This window comes from Actinomycetospora sp. 2LY8.5, from assembly GCF_057180585.1.
The window spans coordinates 13,906-30,027 of sequence record NZ_JBXUHE010000012.1; the positions used below are offsets into that span (position 1 = coordinate 13,906).

The 16,122-nt window shown below is 72.3% G+C and carries 17 protein-coding genes; 14 read left to right on the top strand and 3 right to left on the bottom strand.

Features of this window, described 5'->3' with window-relative positions:
• Positions 1-95 precede the first annotated feature (95 nt).
• Positions 96-2,954: a vitamin B12-dependent ribonucleotide reductase gene (locus tag AC2A1K_RS15685; protein ID WP_483897235.1), complete on the top strand. Its 2,859-nt coding sequence runs from the start codon at positions 96-98 to the stop codon at positions 2,952-2,954.
• Positions 2,955-3,060: 106 nt separating this feature from the next.
• On the opposite strand, the gene AC2A1K_RS15690 is transcribed toward AC2A1K_RS15685, so the two are convergent.
• A complete protein-coding gene (locus tag AC2A1K_RS15690) occupies positions 3,061-3,819 on the bottom strand; it encodes an endonuclease/exonuclease/phosphatase family protein (RefSeq protein ID WP_483897236.1) in 759 nt (252 codons plus the stop codon).
• A gap of 53 nt (positions 3,820-3,872) precedes the next feature.
• On the opposite strand from AC2A1K_RS15690, the gene AC2A1K_RS15695 reads away from it, so the two are divergent.
• The 7 genes from AC2A1K_RS15695 to AC2A1K_RS15725 all read left to right on the top strand — a co-directional run bounded on the left by AC2A1K_RS15695 (position 3,873) and on the right by AC2A1K_RS15725 (position 11,459).
• A complete protein-coding gene (locus AC2A1K_RS15695; protein WP_483897237.1) occupies positions 3,873-4,439 on the top strand; it encodes a nucleotidyltransferase family protein in 567 nt (188 codons plus the stop codon).
• Positions 4,436-5,266, top strand: coding sequence for a HipA family kinase (locus tag AC2A1K_RS15700; protein WP_483897238.1), 831 nt, complete (start codon positions 4,436-4,438; stop codon positions 5,264-5,266). Before AC2A1K_RS15695 ends, AC2A1K_RS15700 begins: the two co-directional genes overlap by 4 nt.
• A complete protein-coding gene (locus AC2A1K_RS15705; RefSeq protein ID WP_483897239.1) occupies positions 5,263-5,673 on the top strand; it encodes a DUF3037 domain-containing protein in 411 nt (136 codons plus the stop codon). The genes AC2A1K_RS15700 and AC2A1K_RS15705 overlap by 4 nt, the downstream gene beginning before the upstream one ends.
• A 117-nt stretch (positions 5,674-5,790) precedes the next feature.
• The gene (ppsA, locus tag AC2A1K_RS15710; protein ID WP_483897240.1) at positions 5,791-8,229 is read left to right on the top strand and encodes a phosphoenolpyruvate synthase; all 2,439 of its coding nucleotides are present in this window, start codon (positions 5,791-5,793) and stop codon (positions 8,227-8,229) included.
• 106 nt (positions 8,230-8,335) lie between these two features.
• The gene (locus AC2A1K_RS15715; RefSeq protein WP_483897241.1) at positions 8,336-9,298 is read left to right on the top strand and encodes an esterase-like activity of phytase family protein; all 963 of its coding nucleotides are present in this window, start codon (positions 8,336-8,338) and stop codon (positions 9,296-9,298) included.
• Positions 9,299-9,357: 59 nt separating this feature from the next.
• Positions 9,358-10,257 carry a patatin-like phospholipase family protein gene (locus tag AC2A1K_RS15720; protein ID WP_483897242.1) on the top strand — a complete coding sequence of 300 codons (900 nt, stop codon included), beginning with the start codon at positions 9,358-9,360 and terminating at the stop codon, positions 10,255-10,257.
• Positions 10,254-11,459: a CynX/NimT family MFS transporter gene (locus AC2A1K_RS15725; protein WP_483897243.1), complete on the top strand. Its 1,206-nt coding sequence runs from the start codon at positions 10,254-10,256 to the stop codon at positions 11,457-11,459. The genes AC2A1K_RS15720 and AC2A1K_RS15725 overlap by 4 nt, the downstream gene beginning before the upstream one ends.
• Before the next feature lie 98 nt (positions 11,460-11,557).
• Here AC2A1K_RS15725 and AC2A1K_RS15730 read toward each other — a convergent pair whose 3' ends face one another.
• Positions 11,558-12,301 carry a TetR/AcrR family transcriptional regulator C-terminal domain-containing protein gene (locus AC2A1K_RS15730; protein ID WP_483897244.1) on the bottom strand — a complete coding sequence of 248 codons (744 nt, stop codon included), beginning with the start codon at positions 12,299-12,301 and terminating at the stop codon, positions 11,558-11,560.
• 65 nt (positions 12,302-12,366) lie between these two features.
• On the opposite strand from AC2A1K_RS15730, the gene AC2A1K_RS15735 reads away from it, so the two are divergent.
• The 4 genes from AC2A1K_RS15735 (at position 12,367) to AC2A1K_RS15750 (ending at position 13,967) form a co-directional block, all read left to right on the top strand.
• Complete coding sequence (locus AC2A1K_RS15735) at positions 12,367-12,762, top strand: VOC family protein (RefSeq protein WP_483897245.1); 396 nt, start codon at positions 12,367-12,369, stop codon at positions 12,760-12,762.
• Between the two features lie 21 nt (positions 12,763-12,783).
• Complete coding sequence (locus AC2A1K_RS15740; protein ID WP_483897246.1) at positions 12,784-13,272, top strand: GNAT family N-acetyltransferase; 489 nt, start codon at positions 12,784-12,786, stop codon at positions 13,270-13,272.
• Positions 13,273-13,331: 59 nt separating this feature from the next.
• Entirely contained in the window at positions 13,332-13,499 is a 168-nt protein-coding gene (locus AC2A1K_RS15745) for a hypothetical protein (RefSeq protein ID WP_483897247.1), read from the top strand.
• 63 nt (positions 13,500-13,562) lie between these two features.
• Positions 13,563-13,967, top strand: coding sequence for a hypothetical protein (locus AC2A1K_RS15750; RefSeq protein WP_483897248.1), 405 nt, complete (start codon positions 13,563-13,565; stop codon positions 13,965-13,967).
• A 3-nt stretch (positions 13,968-13,970) separates the two neighbouring features.
• Here the strand turns inward: AC2A1K_RS15750 and AC2A1K_RS15755 are convergent, their stop codons facing one another.
• Entirely contained in the window at positions 13,971-14,231 is a 261-nt protein-coding gene (locus AC2A1K_RS15755; protein ID WP_483897249.1) for a plasmid mobilization protein, read from the bottom strand.
• 663 nt (positions 14,232-14,894) lie between these two features.
• Here AC2A1K_RS15755 and AC2A1K_RS15760 point away from each other — a divergent pair.
• Positions 14,895-15,734 (top strand): helix-turn-helix domain-containing protein, encoded by an 840-nt coding sequence (locus AC2A1K_RS15760; protein WP_483897345.1) that lies wholly within the window; start codon positions 14,895-14,897, stop codon positions 15,732-15,734.
• A 96-nt stretch (positions 15,735-15,830) separates the two neighbouring features.
• Positions 15,831-16,031, top strand: coding sequence for a DUF397 domain-containing protein (locus tag AC2A1K_RS15765; protein ID WP_483897250.1), 201 nt, complete (start codon positions 15,831-15,833; stop codon positions 16,029-16,031).
• The last annotated feature ends 91 nt before the right edge of the window (positions 16,032-16,122 follow it).

Here is a 16,122-nt window from a genome sequence, read left to right on the forward strand (position 1 = left end):
CAGTCGGGAACACAGTCGGGGAACACAGTGGCGGGTCGGGTGCGTGGGGAAGCGCCGCCGGACCGTCGCGAGCGACGAACAGAGGGATGGCACCGATGACGGAGACCGTCGGCACCACGTCCGAGGAGTCGGGAACCGCCGCGCCGCGGCGGGGCCTGACGATCGAGCGTGTCCACACCACCGCGGGGGTCCACCCCTACGACGAGATCGTGTGGGAACGCCGTGACGTGGTGATGACGAACTGGCGCGACGGCTCGATCAACTTCGAGCAGCGTGGCGTCGAGTTCCCGCAGGCCTGGTCGGTCAACGCCGTCAACATCGTCACCAGCAAGTACTTCCGCGGCGCCCAGGGCACCGACGCGCGCGAGTCGAGCCTGCGCCAGCTCATCGACCGTGTGGTGGGCACCTACACCGCGGCGGGCACGCAGCACGGCTACTTCGCCACGCCCGAGGACGCCGAGGTCTTCGCCCACGAGCTGACCTGGATGCTGCTGCACCAGTACTTCAGCTTCAACTCGCCGGTGTGGTTCAACGTCGGTACCACCTCGCCGCAGCAGGTCAGCGCCTGCTTCATCCTGTCGGTCGACGACACGATGGAGTCGATCCTCAACTGGTACCGCGAGGAGGGGCTGATCTTCAAGGGCGGCTCGGGCGCCGGCCTGAACCTCTCGCGCATCCGGTCGTCGCGCGAGCTGCTGTCCTCGGGCGGCACGGCCTCCGGCCCGGTGTCGTTCATGCGCGGCGCAGACGCGTCGGCGGGCACCATCAAGTCCGGTGGGGCCACCCGCCGCGCGGCGAAGATGGTCGTCCTCGACGTCGACCACCCCGACGTCGCCGAGTTCGTCGCCACCAAGCGCGACGAGGAGCGCAAGATCCGCGTGCTGCGCGACGCCGGGTTCGACATGGACCTCGGCGGTTCCGACATCGCCTCGGTGCAGTACCAGAACGCCAACAACTCGGTGCGGGTCTCCGACGAGTTCATGCGCGCGGTGCAGTCGGGCACGGAGTTCGGCCTGCGGGCGCGGATGACCGGCGAGGTGATCGACACCGTCGACGCCAAGTCGCTGTTCCGCAGCATGGCCGAGGCCGCCTGGGAGTGCGCCGACCCCGGTCTGCAGTACGACGACACGATCAACGACTGGCACACCTCGCCGGAGTCGGGGCGCATCACGGCGTCGAACCCGTGCTCGGAGTACCTGCACCTGGACAACTCCAGCTGCAACCTCGCGTCACTGAACCTCATGAAGTTCCTCGACGACGACAACACCTTCCGCGTCGACGACTTCGTGCGCTCGGTCGAACTGGTCATCACCGCGATGGACATCTCGATCTGCTTCGCCGACTTCCCGACCGAGGCGATCGGCGACACCACGCGCGCCTTCCGTCAGCTCGGCATCGGCTACGCCAACCTCGGCGCGCTGCTCATGGCCACCGGCCGGGCGTACGACTCCGAGGGCGGCCGCGCGCTGGCGGCGTCGATCACCTCGCTGATGACCGGCACCGCCTACCGGCGCTCCGCCGAGCTCGCCGGCGCGGTCGCCCCGTACGACGGCTACGCCCGCAACGCCGACGCCCACCGCCGCGTCATGCGCAAGCACGCCGCAGCCAACGACGCCATCCGCACCATGCACCGCGAGGACGCCCGCGTCCGCGAGGCCGCCACGGCGCAGTGGCAGAACGGCCTCGAGATCGGGGCGAGGAACGGCTGGCGCAACGCCCAGGCCAGCGTGCTCGCGCCCACCGGCACCATCGGCTTCATGATGGACTGCGACACCACCGGGGTGGAGCCGGACTTCTCGCTGGTCAAGTTCAAGAAGCTGGTCGGCGGCGGCTCGATGCAGATCGTCAACCAGACCATCCCGCGCGCGCTCGACCTTCTCGGCTACCAGCCCGAGCAGAGCGAGGCCATCGTCGAGTACATCGCCGAGCACGGTCACGTCATCGACGCCCCGGGTCTGCGGCCCGAGCACTACGAGGTGTTCGACTGCGCGATGGGCCAGCGCTCCATCGCCCCGATGGGTCACGTGCGGATGATGGCGGCGGTGCAGCCGTTCATCTCCGGCGCCATCTCCAAGACCGTCAACATGCCCGAGCGGGCCAGCGTCGAGGACGTCGAGGAGATCTACTTCGAGTCCTGGAAGATGGGGCTCAAGGCGCTCGCGATCTACCGCGACAACTGCAAGGTCGGTCAGCCGCTGTCCACCGGCAAGTCGTCGAGCAGCGAGAAGACGGCGGAGGCCGCGCCCGCGGTCGTCGAGCAGCGCCCGGTGCGCAAGCGCCTGCCGAAGAAGCGCCCGAGCGAGACGGTGTCGTTCGCGGTGGCCGGCGCCGAGGGCTACATGACGGCAGGGTCCTACCCCGACGACGGGCTCGGCGAGATCTTCGTCAAGATGTCGAAGCAGGGCTCGACGCTCGCCGGGGTCATGGACGCCTTCTCGATGGCGATCTCCATCGCGCTGCAGTACGGCGTGCCGCTGGAGACCTACGTCTCGAAGTTCGTCAACATGCGCTTCGAGCCGGCGGGCATGACCGACGACCCCGACGTCCGCATGGCCACCAGCGTCGTCGACTACCTGTTCCGTCGCATCGCGCTCGACCACCTGCCGTACGAGAAGCGCGCCCAGCTGGGCATCTTCTCCGCGGACGAGCGCTCGGCCCAGGTCGCGGCCACCGACTACGGCACCGGGGCGCCGGCCGCCGCGGCTCCGGCGGCCGAGCCGGCGGTCGACGTCGACTCGCTGCGCACGTCGGTGGACGTGTCGGTTCCCGAGGCCGACGAGAGCCCGGCGGCGCGGAAAGCCGACGTGTCGGTCGGCAGCTCCACCGAGCTGCTCGAGCTCCAGCAGGGCAAGGCGGCCGACGCGCCGCTCTGCCTCACCTGCGGCACCAAGATGCGGCCCGCCGGCTCCTGCTACGTCTGCGAGGGCTGCGGCTCCACCAGCGGCTGCAGCTAGCCGATCGGCCGGGAGCCGCCCGACGACCAGTCCGCTCCCCACCCGCCCGGGGCGCTCGGCGTCACCTCCGACGCCGGGCGCCCCCCGCGGTGAGTCCCTCGGACCCTCAGGGCGCGGGCACCACGGTCGCCGCGAGCGCGCGGTGGTCCGAGAGTGGCGGGTGGTGCACCCGCGGCGCGGAGGCGACGACGCCGCGCCCGAGCAGGTGGTCGATCTGGCGGCGCGGGGCGTCGGCGGGGAACGTCCGCCCGCGCGCGAGCGCGCGCAGACCGCTGCCGAGCCGGGCCCGCCGGACGCCGAGGTTGAGGTCGCCGGTGACGACGAGCGGGGCCTCGTCGCGCAGCTCCCGCACGAGGTGGCGCAGCTGGTGCAGGTTCCAGCCCGGGATGAACGACAGGTGCGTGGTCACGACGGTGATCGGGCCCTGCGGGCCCTCGACGCGGGCGGCCAGCGCGGTGCGCGGCTCGTCGCGGACGACGACGAGGCGGCGGGGGTGCCCGAGCACCAGCGGCACGTCGCGGGGCAGCCGCGGCAGGGGCACCACGCGCCACGCGGTGACCGGGAACCGGGACAGCAGGGCGACGCCGTAGGCCGGCGTGTCACCCGGCTCCCCGTCCGGCGCGGGCGCCCACGCGCCCGGCACGCCGTGCAGCGTCGGCGCGAACCGGTACTCGGTCGCGCCCATCGCCTCGGCGGCCGCCTTCGTGAGGTCGGCCTCGCCGGAGCGCGGCTGGGCACGGTCGACCTCCTGCAGCCCGAGCACGTCGACCTCGAGCGCGGCGACGGCGTCGGCGAACAGGGACAGGTCGACGGGGCCGGCCGCGGTCGCGGCACCGTGCAGCACGTTCCAGGTCCCCAGGAGCACGGAGCCCATGGTTCCCCGGTTCGGGCCGCACCCACGCGGGTAGCGATCACGGCATGAGCGAACCGGACGGTGAGCAGCGCCGAGAGGCGCTCAAGCGGGTCGCGGTCACCCTGCGTACGGGCGGGATCGGGTTCGCGCTGGCCGGCGGCTACGCGGGCTGGGCCCTCGGCGGCCCGGAACCGGAGAACGACGTCGACTTCGTCGTCGCCGAGTCGCAGGCCGAGCGGGCCGCCGAGGTGCTGGTCGGCGCCGGCCTCGTCGTGCGCCGGCCGCCCGAGGACTGGCTGTACAAGGTGGACAGCGACGGCGCGCTCGTCGACCTCCTGTTCCGGCTGGCGAGCGAGCCCGTCGACGAGGCGCTGCTCGACCGGGCCGTCGAGCAGGAGGTGCTCTCGGTGCGCATGCCTGTCGTCGATGCCACCGACCTGATCATCGGCAAGCTCGCCGCGCTCAACGAGCACGCCTGCGACCTGTCCAAGGTCCTCCCGACCGCGCGCGCCCTCCGCGAGAAGATCGACTGGTCGCGGGCCGAGGCGGCGACGGCGTGGAACGACATCGCGGTCGCCTGCCTGTTCCTCCTGCGGCGACTGCGCGTCGCTCCGGAGGCGACACCGGGATGACCGTGTTGGATGGCCCCGTGTCCGAGCTGCGCCGGATCGTCGCCACCCGGTACGTCACCCCGCTGCGCGAGGGCGGGTCGCTGCCCGGGCTCGTCGAGGCCGACGACCTCGGCACCTACGTCGCCAAGTTCGTCGGGGCCGGGCAGGGGCCGAAGGCGCTGGTCGCCGAGGTGATCGCCGGCGAGCTGGCCCGGCGCCTCGGCCTGCGGGTCCCCGAGCTGGTGGTGCTCGAGCTCGACCCCGTCATCGCCCGCGCCGAGCCCGACTGGGAGGTCCAGGAGCTCCTCGCGCGCAGCGGCGGCGACAACCTCGGCATGGACTTCCTGCCCGGCGCCATCGGCTTCGACCCCGTGGCGCACCGCATCGACGCGGCCGAAGCGTCGCGGGTGCTGTGGTTCGACGCGTTCGTCGAGAACGTCGACCGGTCCTGGCGCAACCCGAACCTGCTGCGCTGGCACCGCGACCTGTGGCTGATCGACCACGGCGCCTGCCTGTACTTCCACCACTCCTGGGCGCGCGCGGCCGCCGCCGTCGCGCGGCCCTACGACACGAGCGACCACGTCCTCGCGCCCGCGGCCACCGCGCGCGCCGAGGCCGACGCCGACCTCGCCGGGCAGATCGACCGGGGCCTGCTCACCGACGTCGTCTACCGGGTCCCGGATGTCTGGCTGGGCGGCCCGGAGCGACCAGGGGAGCTCGCCGGTAGGGGAGGCGCCGCGCCAGAGGCGGGTCACGACCCGGACCGGCCCCCCGACGCCCTCCGCGAGGCCTACGTCGAGCATCTGCTCGGACGCCTCGCCGCCCGGAGTGCGTGGGTGCCGAGATGACGGAGACGAAACCTGCCGGAGCTCGAACCGACGAGAGAGACACGTTCGAGTACGCGCTGCTGCGCGTGGTGCCCGACATCGAGCGCGGCGAGCTGGTCAACGTCGGCGTCCTGCTCTACTGCCGCCACCGCGAGCACCTCGACGCGCGGACCGCCCTCGACGTCGACCGCGTGCACGCCCTCGACGCCGGTGCCGACCTCGACGCGGTGCGCGACGCCGTCGAGGCGTGGGAACGGGCGGTGCGGGGCGAGGGGCCGGCGGCGGTGCTGTCGCCCGGCGAGCGGTTCCGCTGGCTGACCGCGCCGCGCAGCACCGTCCTGCAACCCGGTCCGGTGCACACCGGGCTGACCGACGACCCGGACGCCGAGATCGAGCGCCTCGTCGCTCGGCTCGTTCGCCCGACCTGAATCGTTCCCCCGTTTCCCGTGGGCGGCCCGCGGGGGACTCCGTCCGGTGGGCTCGGCCGTGCGCAATCGTCGTGGCGGGAACGACGGTGCGCGCGGCCCCCGGACGAGGAGGACACGGTGGACACGGTGGACACGGTGGACACGGTGGACACGGTGGACACGGTGGACACGGTGGCCGACGAGGTCCGCTGGCTGGAGACGGTGGGTTCCGGCGACGTCGAGGAGGTGGGCGGCAAGAACGCCTCGCTCGGCGAGATGATCGGGAACCTGGCGGGCAAGGGCATCCGGGTCCCGGGCGGCTTCGCGACCACGGCGAGGGCCTACCGCTCGTTCCTCGAGGCCAACCAGCTGAACGACAAGATCGCGGACATCCTCGGCGAGCTCGCCGACGGGTCGCGGGAGCTCGCCGACGCCGGCGCGGCCGTCCGCGACCTGTTCGACCAGGCCGAGTTCCCGGAGCCGACCGCCGAGGCGATCCGGTCGGCGTACGCCGAGCTGGGGCAGCGGTACGAGACGAGCGACGTCGACGTGGCCGTGCGCAGCAGCGCGACCGCCGAGGACCTGCCCGACGCGAGCTTCGCCGGCCAGCAGGACACCTACCTCAACATCAGCGGCGCGGACGCGCTGCTGGCCGCCTGCAAGGCCTGCTACGCGTCGCTGTTCACCGACCGCGCGATCAGCTACCGCGTCGAGCAGGGCTTCGAGCACACCGACGTCGCGCTCTCGATCGGCGTGCAGAAGATGGTGCGCTCCGACCTCGGGTCGGCGGGCGTCATGTTCACGATCGACTCGGACACCGGCTTCCCCGACACCGCGATCATCAACGCCGCCTGGGGGCTGGGCGAGAACGTCGTCGGCGGCGAGGTCACTCCGGACCAGTACACGGTCTACAAGCCGTTCCTCGACCACGAGGAGCTCGTTCCGATCATCGCGAGGACGGTCGGGGCGAAGGAGCGCAAGCTGGTCTACACGGACTCGGGGGACGAGCCGACCGAGAACGTCGAGACCACCGACGAGGAGCGCCGCGCCGTCGTCCTGGGCGACGAGGAGATCCTCCAGCTCGCCCGATGGGGCACGGTCATCGAGGAGCACTACGAGCGCCCGATGGACGTGGAGTGGGCGCGCGACGGGCGCAGCGGCGAGCTGTTCGTCGTCCAGGCCCGCCCCGAGACCGTGCAGTCGCGGGCCGGGGCCGGGACGCTGTCGACCTTCAGCCTCACCGAGTCCGGCGAGGTGCTCGTCTCGGGCCTCGCGATCGGCCAGGCGATCGCGGCCGGCGAGGTGCAGGTGATCGCGTCGGCGGACGACGTCGACAGCTTCGAGGACGGGAAGGTGCTCGTCACCGAGATGACCGACCCGGACTGGGTGCCGATCATGCGGCGCGCCGCCGGGATCGTCACCGACCGGGGCGGGCGCACGTCGCATGCCGCGATCGTGAGCCGCGAGCTGGGCGTGCCCGCGATCGTCGGCACGGGCGACGCGACCGAGAAGCTCGCCGACGGCCGCGAGGTCACGATCTCCTGCGTCGAGGGCGACGAGGGGCACGTCTACGAGGGACGACTCGCGTACGAGGAGCAGGAGCTCGACCTCGAGTCGGTGCCGCAGGCGCGCACGCGCGTGATGATGAACATCGGCAGCCCGGCCGCGGCGATGCAGTGGTGGCGGCTGCCCGCGCACGGCATCGGGCTGGCGCGCATGGAGTACCTCGTCAACAACGTGATCAAGGCCCACCCGTTGGCGCTGCTGCACCTGGACTCGGTGGAGGACGAGGACGCGCGCCGCGAGATCGAGGAGCTCACCGCGGGCTGGGAGGACAAGGGCGAGTACTTCGTCGACCACCTCGCCCGCGGGATCGCGACGATCGCGGCGTCGCAGTACCCGGAGCCGGTCGTGGTGCGCCTGTCGGACTTCAAGACCAACGAGTACGCGGGCCTGCTCGGCGGGAGGCAGTTCGAGCCCGACGAGGAGAACCCGATGCTCGGCTGGCGGGGCGCCTCGCGGTACTACAGCGAGGACTACCGCGAGGCCTTCGCGCTCGAGTGCCGGGCGCTGCAACGGGTGCGCACGGGCATGGGCTTCACCAACGTGATCGTCATGGTGCCGTTCTGCCGCACCCCGGAGGAGGCCGACCGGGTGCTCGAGACGATGGCCGAGCTCGGTCTCGAGCGCGGGCAGGGCGGGCTGCAGGTCTACGTGATGGCGGAGATCCCGTCGAACGTGCTGCAGGCCGACGAGTTCGCCGACCGCTTCGACGGCTTCTCGATCGGCTCCAACGACCTCACCCAGCTCACCCTCGGGATCGGCCGCGACGACGACCGCCTGGCCCACCTGTTCGACGAGCGCAGTCCCGCGGTCAGGAAGATGATCACGATGCTCATCGAGGCGGCCCACGCCAAGGACCGCTACGTCGGCATCTGCGGCCAGGGCCCGAGCGACCACCCCGACCTCGCGGAGTTCCTCGTCGACCAGGGCATCGACAGCATGTCCCTGAACCCGGACAGCGTGCTCACCGTGATCGAACGCGTCGCCGACGCCGAGTCCCGGGCCGGCGAGTAGATGTCAGCGGCGTGGCGTCGCTGACACCCAGTGTCCGTAACGCCACGTCGATCATGAGCGAGCCCTGGTTCCCCGCCGTTCACCCCGATCCGGCACGCTGCGCAGGGTGACCAGGGCAGCGGCGCTCGTGCTCCTGCTGATCGTGCTGGCCGCGTGCGGTGGCGGGTCGACGCCCGGCGTCCGGTCCGCCCTCGTCGCCCCGCAGCCCTGCTCGCCGAGCGTGGCGATCACCGGCTTCTCCGACGTGCTCGACGGACGCGAGTACGGGGCGCGCCGGACGTGGCCGGTCGGCGGGTTCTCGGGGCTCGCCGTCGACCGCGACGGCACGCTGCTCGCGCTGAGCGACCGCTCGGTCCTCTTCACCCTCGACCCCCGCACCCGCGAGCCCACCGGCGCGTTCCCGCTGGCCGACGAGTCGGGGGACGCCCTCGACGCCGAGGGGCTCGCCGTCGACGCCGACGGCACGCGGCTCGTCACGTCGGAGACCGAGCCCGCGGTGTACCGGTTCGACGCGCGCGGCCGGGTCGTCGGACGGCTCGATGTGCCGCCGGACGTCGCGGATCGGGCGAGCGACAACAAGACCTTCGAAGGCGTCGCGGTCCTCGGGAACGGCACGGTCGTCGCCGCCGTGGAAGGCCCGCTCGACGGCGACGACCCCGGAGTGCGCCGCTTCCTCACGTGGCCCGACGGGCAGCGGGAGTACCGCCCCGCCGCCGGCCTCGACGTCTCCGAGCTCGCCGCCACCGGCGACGGGCGCTTGCTGGTCGTCGAGCGCTCCTACACCTCGGGCGTCGGCAACACCGTGCACCTCGCGCTCGCCGACCCTCGCGGCACGGCCCCGACGGACCTCCCGCGCACCCTCCTCGCCGACCTCGGCGCGTGCCCGGGTCTCGGTGCCGGCACCCGGCAGGCCCAGACGAACCCGCTGCTCGACAACATCGAGGGCATGGCGGTGCTCGGGCGCACCCCGGACGGCGCGCTGCGGGTCCTGCTCGTCAGCGACGACAACCTGGACGCCGACCAGACGACCCGGCTCTACGACGTCCTCGTGCGCCTGCCGCCGGCGTGAATCGTGCCATCCGTGACACCGGCTGTGCGCGACGTGCCGACGGGGTAGAGGGTGGCGCGGTGACCGACGCCGATCGCTCCCGTCCCGTCCGCGCGCTCGTCCTCGGTGGCGGCGGCCTCGCCGGCATCGCGTGGGAGGTGGGCGTCCTCGTCGGTCTCGCCGAGGGCGGCGTCGACCTCGGGCTCGCCGACCGCGTCGTCGGCACCTCGGCCGGCTCCGTCGTCGGCACCCTGCTCACCACGGGCGTCGATCTCGCCGCGGTCCACGAGGAGCACCTCGCCGGCACGTCCGGCGGCTCCGGTCCCCCCGCGAACCTCGACATGGAGGCCCTCGGCGCCGAGCTCGCCGCCGCGATGGACGGCGCCCGCAACGCCGGCGAGATGCGCGCCCGGCTCGGCGCGTGGGCGCTCGCCGCCGACACGCCCTCCGAGTCCGAGCGCCGCGCGGTGATCGACGCCCGCCTGCCGGTGAAGGAGTGGCCGAAGACCGACCTGCGGATCTCCGCGGTCGACGCCGAGACCGGTCATCTCGCGGTGTTCACCCGCGATGCCCGCGTCGGGCTGGTCGACGCCGTCGCCGCGAGCTGTGCCGTGCCCGGCGTGTGGCCGCCGATGACGGCCGGCACCCGGCGCTACATCGACGGCGGCGTCGCGTCGATCGTGCACGTGGCGCGCGCCGACGACGACGGTTTCGAGATCCTGGGACCGGCCGACCGCCTGCTCGTCGTCGCCCCGCTCGATCCGCCGGCGGGCGGACCGTTCCGTTCGGTGACCCAGGAGATCGAGCACCGGCAGGAGCGGCACCCGGACACCACTGCGGTCGTGATCCTCGCCGACGAGACCGCCGTCGCGGCGTTCGGCACCAACGTCCTCGACCCGTCGACGATGCCGGCGTCCGCGCGCGCCGGCCGGGAGCAGGGGCGCGCCCGGGCCGGCGAGATCGCGCAGGCCTGGTCGTGAGCGCACCGACCCCCACCGCCGACTCCACGGCCGTGCGCCGCGGCGGCGTGCTCGCCGCGTTCGCGGTCCTGCTCCTCGCGGCCAACCTGCGTCCGCCGGTGGTCGGCCTCGCGCCGCTGGTCGACCAGGCCCGCGAGGCGCTCGGTGTTTCCAGCGGCGTCGCCGGGCTGCTGACCAGCCTCCCGGTGCTCTGCTTCGGCCTGCTCGCGCCGGTCGCACCCCGCCTCGCCCGGCGCTGGGGTCTCGAGCGGCTGCTCGTGGCGGCGCTCGTCGTGCTCGCGGTGGGGATCGCGCTGCGGCTGGTCTCGGCGCTGGCGGTGATCCTCGTCGGCAGCATCCTCGTCGGCACCGCCATCGCCATCGGCAACGTGTCGCTGCCGACGCTGGTCAAGCGCGACTTCCCGCACCGCACGGGCGCCATGACCGGCGCGTACTCGATGGTGCTGACCGGCGGCGGCGCGGTGGCGGCCGCGGTCACGGTGCCGATGCAGCGCGTCACGGGGCTGGACTGGAGCGACACGCTCGGGCTCTGGGGGTTGCTCACGCTGGTGACGCTGGTGGTGTGGCTCCCGCGGGCGCGGCGACGCACGGTGCCGCCGCCCGAGCGGGAGGGGCCGACGCTGCGCAGCGCGCTGTTGCGCGATCCGCTCGCGTGGCAGGTCACGCTGTTCATGGGGCTGCAGTCGCTGCAGTTCTACGCGCTGTCGGCCTGGATCCCGACGATCTTCGTCGACGCCGGGCGCACGCCGGCCGAGGGCGGGCTGCTGCTCTCGCTCGCCGGGTTCGTCGGCCTCGTCTTCTCGGCGACGGCCCCGTCGTTCGCCATGCGCCGCCCGTCCCAGAGCGCCGTCGTCGTGACGACGAGCGTGTTCTACGTCGTCGGTTACGGCGGGCTGCTCGCCGCGCCCGGGTCGCTGGCCGCGCTCTGGATGGTGCTGATCGGGATCGCGCAGGGCTCGAACATCGCCCTCGGGCTGCTGCTCATCACGCTGCGCTCGCCCGACACCGAGCACACCGCCGAGCTCTCCGCGATGGCCCAGGGCGTCGGCTACACGCTCGCCGCGATCGGCCCGTTCGCCCTCGGCGCGCTGCACGACGCGAGTGGCGGCTGGACGGTTCCGATCGTGGTGATGCTCCTGCTCGTCGTGCCGCTGCTCGTCGTGGGGTGGGGCGCCGGGCGGGACCGGCACGTGCTCAGCTGAACATCGCCAGGAGCACCCGGGCGGTCCCGACGCCGCGCCAGCTCGGGTCCTGTCTCGGGCGAGCGTCGTGGCCGGCGTCGAGGACGTCGACGGCGCAGTCACCCCACCAGGGCCGCGAGCCCGTCCAGCATCCGGGCGAGGCCGAAGCGCCAGGCGTGGTCCGGGTCGCGCGCGGAGCTCTGGACGGCGCCCGCGGCCGCGCCGACCCGCACGGCGCGGGGGAAGCGCTCGGGGTCGAGGACCTGCTCGAGCACCGGGGCCCGCGCCGCCCACCAGGCCGCCGTGTCGCCGCTGTCCGCCGACTGCTGCTCCACGAGCGCTGCTGCCCGCGTGACGTCGAGCAGGAAGGTCAGGGCGGCGTCGCGGTCGACATCGTCGAGCCCCGTGAGGTCGGCGAGCTCGTCGAACGCGGCGAGCTCGTGCTCGTACTTCGCGGTCTCGCCGGGCCCGAGCACCGGCCGCCCCGGGTCGACGCGCGCGGTCCACGGGTGGGCGCGGTGCAGGGCGCGGTTCTCCTCGGCGACGGCGGTGAGGCGCTCGCGCCATCCATGGCCCGTGGTGTCCCGGCGGGGCATGGCGGCGTAGGCGGCGTCGACGACGAGGTCGGCCAGCTCCTCGCGCCCGGGCACGTAGGTGTAGAGCGTCATCGGGGCGACGCCGAGCTCGCGGGCCAGCGCACGCACGGTCAGCCCGGCGAGCCCGTCCGGTCCGCCCGCGTCCGCGAGCGCGGTCGCCCGGGCGACGACGTCGTCGAGATCGAGCCCTCGCCGCGGTCCGCGCGTGCCGGTGGGCTGCTCGACCCGCCAGAGCAGGGCGAGCGTCCGGGCGGGGTCGGTGGCCACCGGATCATCCTGGCACATTTTCTCTGTACGACGTACGTTGTACAACGTACGGAGAGGGGATACCCATGAAGATCACCGCGTCCGCGGTCTCGCTCACCGTCGCCGACCCCGGGGCGTCGGCGGCCTTCCTCGTCGACCACTTCGGGTTCGCGCCGACGATGGCCGCCGACGGCTTCGCCTCGCTGGCGCGCGAGGACGCCGGCATGGCGGTCGTGTTCCTGCGGACGGGGCTGGAGTCGCTGCCCGCCGATCAGCGCGACGACCACGCCGCCGGCCTGATCCTCGCGTTCGTCGTCGACGACCTCGAGGGCGAGCTCGCCCGGCTCGAGCGCGAGGGCGTGGCGATCACGATGCCGCTGACCGCGGAGCCCTGGGGCGAGCGCGCGTTCCAGGTGCGCGACCCGAACCACGTGATCGTGCAGCTGGTGGACTGGAACGGCCCGGTGGCCGAGGGCTCCTGAGTCCGAAGCGAGGATGGGGGCGTGGAGATCGCCCTGGCCCCCGTGCGGCCCGACTCGCCCGACGGGCTCACCGCCCTGCGGGCCTACGCGGGGGAGCTCGCCCGGCGGTGGCCCGGGAAGGCACCGGAGCCGACGTGGTCGGAGGAGTTCCTCGCCGACGACCCCATGGCGCTGACCCCGCCGTCGGGCGTCTTCGTCGTCGCCAAGGCCGGCGACCGCGTCGTCGGCTGCGCGGGGCTGCGCCTCGAGGGCGCCGACGTCCCGCCGGGCGCGGGGGAGGTCAAGCGTATGTGGGTCGACCCGATGGTCCGCGGACAGGGCCTGGGCCGGCGGCTGCTCGCGCACCTGACCGACCTGGCCCGCGAGGCGGGGCTGCGCCGCCTCGTGCTCGACACCGCCGAGGACCTGGCCGCGGCCCGTGCGCTCTACGTGCGCGAGGGTTTCGTCGAGACCGAGCCCTACAACGCCAACCCCTACGCGCACCACTGGTTCACCCGCGACCTCTGGTGAGGACTTGGCGGCGCGCAACCGTCTCTGTAGTCTGTAATACGTACTACAGAGGAGGCCCCATGAACCTGTCAGCGCACACCGTCGCGGTCGTGGTCATCGTCGTCGCGCTGCTGGTGGCGGTCGTCTGCTCGCGCATCCCGGTCGTCGGTCCGATCGTCGTCCCGGTGCTCGCGCTGGGCGTCGCCGCGGGCGTCGCGGCGATGTCGCTGGCGCACGGGCTCGTCTGACCCCCTGTCATTCGGCCGAGTGAATGCCTACCGTTCCTCATGGCGGGGTTCGGGGGTGACCGAGTGCGATCCGAGGGCGACAAGCCCCAGGAGGTGCTCGACCTCCACGGACTGGCCGAGCGCGTGTTCGATGCGCTGCGCGACGACTTCGACGTGCCGACGGAGTACCCGCTGCTGCTCCACGACGTGGACCACGTCGCGAACGGCGCACCGACCGTCGAGATCGCGGCCTACGCGATGCGCTATCTGCAGATCGTGCGGCACTACGCCGCGCCCGGGTGCCCGGTCGACACGGAGAACCTGGTCGGCGTGCTCGTGCTGCTCGACCCGGTCCTGGAGGAACTTGCGACCCGCTCCGAGGGGAACCGCGGCCTGCTGAACCTCGCGCGGGAGCGGCTCTACGAGGCCGCCTGGTCGATCGTGCGCGACACGGGCGGCCCGCCCGGTGGCCTCTTCACGGTCACGTGATCGTCAGCTCTTGTGCTCGCGCTGCTGCTCCAGGGCTTCGCGGCGTTCCTCGATCGTCAGCCGGCCCTTCTGGCTCCACTGGCGGTCGCCCTCGAGCACCGTCTCGGTGCCGACATCCTTGACGACATCCCGTGCGACGCCGAGCGCGGCCTCCCGAACGAACGCCGACATCGTCTTCCCGGTGTAGTGCGCGACGGCTTCGAGGAGGTAGCGCTCCTGCGGGCTCACGCGGAACGTCGCCGGCGACGTGTCGGCGGCCGGCATCAGGTGGTTCCCGGAACAGCTCGCATTCCGTGACTGTATTACGTAGCACAGACGACAGTCCAGAATGATCGGACGTCCGAAGGCAGGGGCGTCCGCTGCGGTCGTCTGCTCAGGCGGTCGGCTCCAGCGTCGACGGGGGAGCGGGTCGGGGATCGAGGTCAGGCCACGGCGGGCGCAGGCGACTGAGCTGGTAGGCCATGACGACGCACCGCTGATCCGCGTGCCCCAGCTCTTGCTGGCGACCGAAGGCACGCATGTTCGCGACCATCGCCTCGATCCGACGGCGGAGGTTGAACTCGGCGCCGGCGGTCCTGATCGCCCGTGCGAGCACGTCGCGGGGCCGTTGTGGACCCCGCTCGTCAGCGGTTGCCCGTGGGGCGTGGTCGCCTGCCATGAGTGCCTCCCCCGTGAGGTCGTGTGCTGGGTGCGCTCCCCGTCGTCGGCTCGTCCCTGTCGCCGATCGAGTGGCCCCGCGTGTCGGGGGCGACCCGGTGCGACCGTGCGATGACCCAACGCTAAAGTGCGCCGTCGTGAGAGGCAACGGTTGAGCAAGGCCGTTACCGTGCAAGTTGCACACGCGAACCGAATGAATGCATAAGTCAGACCTGATGAGTCGGCCGGCGAGAGGGGGAGTCGGTGGCCGAGCGCTCCTTCGGACCGGTGGTGGTCCGGCAGCGGCTCGGCTCCGAACTACGCCGTCTTCGCGGCGACGCGGGCATGAGCCTGGACCAGGCGGCTCGTGAGCTCGAGGTCTCCCCGAGCAAGATCAGCAGGCTCGAGAACGGTCAGATCCCGGCCAAGGTGTGGGACGTCCGCAACCTCCTGACGCTCTACGGCGTCGAGGACGAGGAGTACCGGCGCAAGGCCGAACGCTGGGTGGCCGAGAGCAAGGCCGAAGGATGGTGGCATCCCTACTCGGACGCGAGCCCGGCCGATCTCGACCACTACGTCTCACTGGAGTCGGAGTCGGCGGAGATTCGCGGCTACTGCGCCCCGTACCTCAATGGTCTCTTCCAGACCGAGGAGTACGCGCGCGCGTTGTTGGCGACAACACTGCCGGCTCTGTCGAAGGGCCAGCTGGAGGGTCTCGTCGACATCCGGATGAAGCGTCAGGAGCTCTTTCTTCGTGCGCAGGACGCCCCCCGCCTTCGTTTCATCCTCGACGAGGCGGTTCTCCGGAGGCAGATCGGCGGCGATGCCCTCATGCGTCGACAGCTGGAACGGATCGTCGAGCTCATGGACACCGCCGATCTCAGGGTCCGATCGTTCCAGGCGCCACCGCACCTGGCGCTGCAGAGTCCGTTCACGATCTTCATGCCTCGGGAGGACGTCGACCCGATCGTGGTCAATCTCGAGAGCGCCTTCCACGATGCCTACTTCGACGACCGCGAGGACGTCGCACGATTCATCGCGTCATTCGACGCGCTCCACGAGACTTCCCTCTCTCACCGCGAGAGCAAGGCTCTCGTTCAGCGGCTGGCTGACCGAGAGGACCCACCATGATCGGACCTCATCGAGTCCGATCTTCCCAGCTGCTCGTAGGAGCAGGGTTGCCGTCCACCAGCCGGACGGGACCTCGAGAGAGAGGTGAGATCCTTCGTGTCCGATGCTTCCCAGTACGTGCGTTCCTCGTTCTGCGCAGGCGGTGCCTGCGTCGAGGTGGGACTGCTCCCTGCCGGGCAGGTGGCCGTCCGAGACGCGAAAGATCACAGCGGCGCTCCCCACGTGTTCACGCCGCAGGAATGGGACGCCTTCATCGCCGGAGTGAAGGCCGGCGAGTTCGACCGGGACATCCTCTAGCTCGGCCGAGAGGAAGGTAGCGGTGGTCACCGGCCCCGCAAGGGGCTGGTGGCCATGCGCGCCTTCGGGCCCTCGTCGAGCTCGGGCGCGC